We start from the raw sequence: 1,935 nt of genomic DNA, 5'->3' as shown, positions 1-1,935 counted from the left end.
CAGCGATCGCAATGATCCAGCGGTACTGGCCACCTATAAGGTGCTTTATTTACTGGCAAAACATCAGGCTGACTTTGATAATCTGCTGTTTTACGCCGATAAACTGCGGCAAACAGAGGCCAGCATTGCGCAGGAAAAAGCCTCACAACAGCTGGCGTTTCATCAGGCCCGTGGTGAAGCCCAGCTGCAAAAATATCAGATCCAGTTACTCGACAAAGACAACGAACTGCTGGCGCTAGAGCGCAACTTGTATCAGCAACAGGCCGATAACCGCTATTTGCTGCTAGTGTTAATCAGCAGCCTGACGCTGATTTTGGCCGTGCTGGCCTACCGGGGGCTATTGGGCAGCCGCCGCTTTAAGCGCATGGCCGAATACGATCAGTTAACCGGCATTAGCAACCGCTACCATTTTAACCAACAGGCTAAGCTGGCCATTAGCTACTGCCAGAAAAATCAGCGGCCACTGTCTGCCATCTTATTTGATTTAGATTATTTTAAGGGCATTAACGACCAATTTGGCCATGCCGCCGGAGATTGGGCGTTACAACAAGTGGTGCACAGCTGCCGCCATTTTATGCGCAACAGTGATATTTTTGGCCGTAATGGCGGCGAAGAATTCGCCATAGTGCTGCCAGATTGCGTGCTGTCGAAAGCCGAAATGCTGGCCGAAATATGCCGCGAAGCCCTAGTGACCATAGATACCAGCAAGTACGATAATCAATTTACGATTACCGCCAGTTTTGGTGTCAGTGACGTCAATCAGTCAGGCTATGATTTAACAGCGCTGCTGGCCAATGCCGATAAGGCCTTATACCAGGCTAAACACAATGGTCGTAATCAGGTGTGTAGCGAGGCAGCCTTTACGCCGGCCAGCGACATTTCATAGCAGCAAAAAGGCGAACATCCGTTCGCCTTTTTTATGTAACGCCATTAAACCTTAGCTTTAAGACCAGTTCAGGATCACTTTACCGGACTGGCCTGAACACATAATGTCAAAACCTTGCTGAAACTCGGCCATTGGCATTTCGTGGGTAATAATCGGCGTTAAATCTAAGCCAGACTGAATTAAACTGGCCATTTTGTACCAGGTTTCAAACATTTCCCGGCCGTAAATGCCTTTAATGACTAAGCCTTTAAAAATCACTTTATTCCAGTCTACCGCCATACTGGAGGGTGGAATACCCAACATGGCAATTTTACCGCCATGGTTCATGGTATCCAGCATGCTGCCAAACGCAGAAGGCACACCCGACATTTCCAGACCGACATCAAAGCCCTCGGTCATGCCCAGCTCTTTCATCACGTCTTTTAAGTTTTGCTTGCTGACATCGACCGCCCGGCTGGCACCCATTTGCAGCGCCAGCTGTAAACGGTAAGGGTTAACATCGGTCACCACCACATGGCGGGCACCAACATGGCGCGCCACCGCGGCCGCCATAATGCCAATAGGGCCAGCGCCGGTAATCAGCACATCTTCACCGACTAAATCAAAAGACAAGGCGGTGTGAACCGCATTACCAAAGGGGTCAAAAATCGCCGCGATATTATCCGGAATGTTATCCGGCAATTTAAAGGCATTAAAGGCCGGGATCACCAGATACTCGGCAAAAGAGCCGGCACGGTTTACCCCCACACCAATGGTATTACGGCACAAATGCACGCGGCCGGCGCGACAATTGCGGCAATAACCACAGGTAATATGGCCTTCGCCAGACACCCGATCGCCAATACTAAAGCCACGCACTTCTGAGCCCATGCCTTCAATAACACCTACGTATTCGTGGCCCACTACCATGCCATGCGGAATGGTGTTTTGCGCCCATTCATCCCATTTGTAAATATGCACGTCGGTGCCGCAAATGGCGGTTTTTTTAATGCGGATTAACACATCATTCGGGCCAACTTCCGGCTTATCGACCTCGGTCTGCCAAATGC

Annotated in this window: 2 protein-coding genes; one reads left to right on the top strand and one right to left on the bottom strand. The window is 50.1% G+C overall.

The features are described from left to right. A partial coding sequence (locus V7D78_RS17245; RefSeq protein ID WP_333609684.1) for a GGDEF domain-containing protein occupies positions 1-886 on the top strand: 886 nt, incomplete at its 5' end. Between the two features lie 57 nt (positions 887-943). Here V7D78_RS17245 and tdh read toward each other — a convergent pair. Continuing rightward, entirely contained in the window at positions 944-1,933 is a 990-nt protein-coding gene (gene tdh, locus V7D78_RS17240; RefSeq protein WP_333609683.1) for an L-threonine 3-dehydrogenase, read from the bottom strand. Positions 1,934-1,935 lie beyond the last annotated feature (2 nt).

Origin of the sequence: Arsukibacterium sp. (assembly GCF_036735525.1) — a bacterium.
In the GTDB taxonomy this organism is placed as follows: Bacteria; Pseudomonadota; Gammaproteobacteria; order Enterobacterales; family Alteromonadaceae; genus Alishewanella.
The sequence above is the reverse complement of the archived record's forward strand: the minus strand, read 5'-3'. Positions and strand labels throughout refer to the sequence as shown.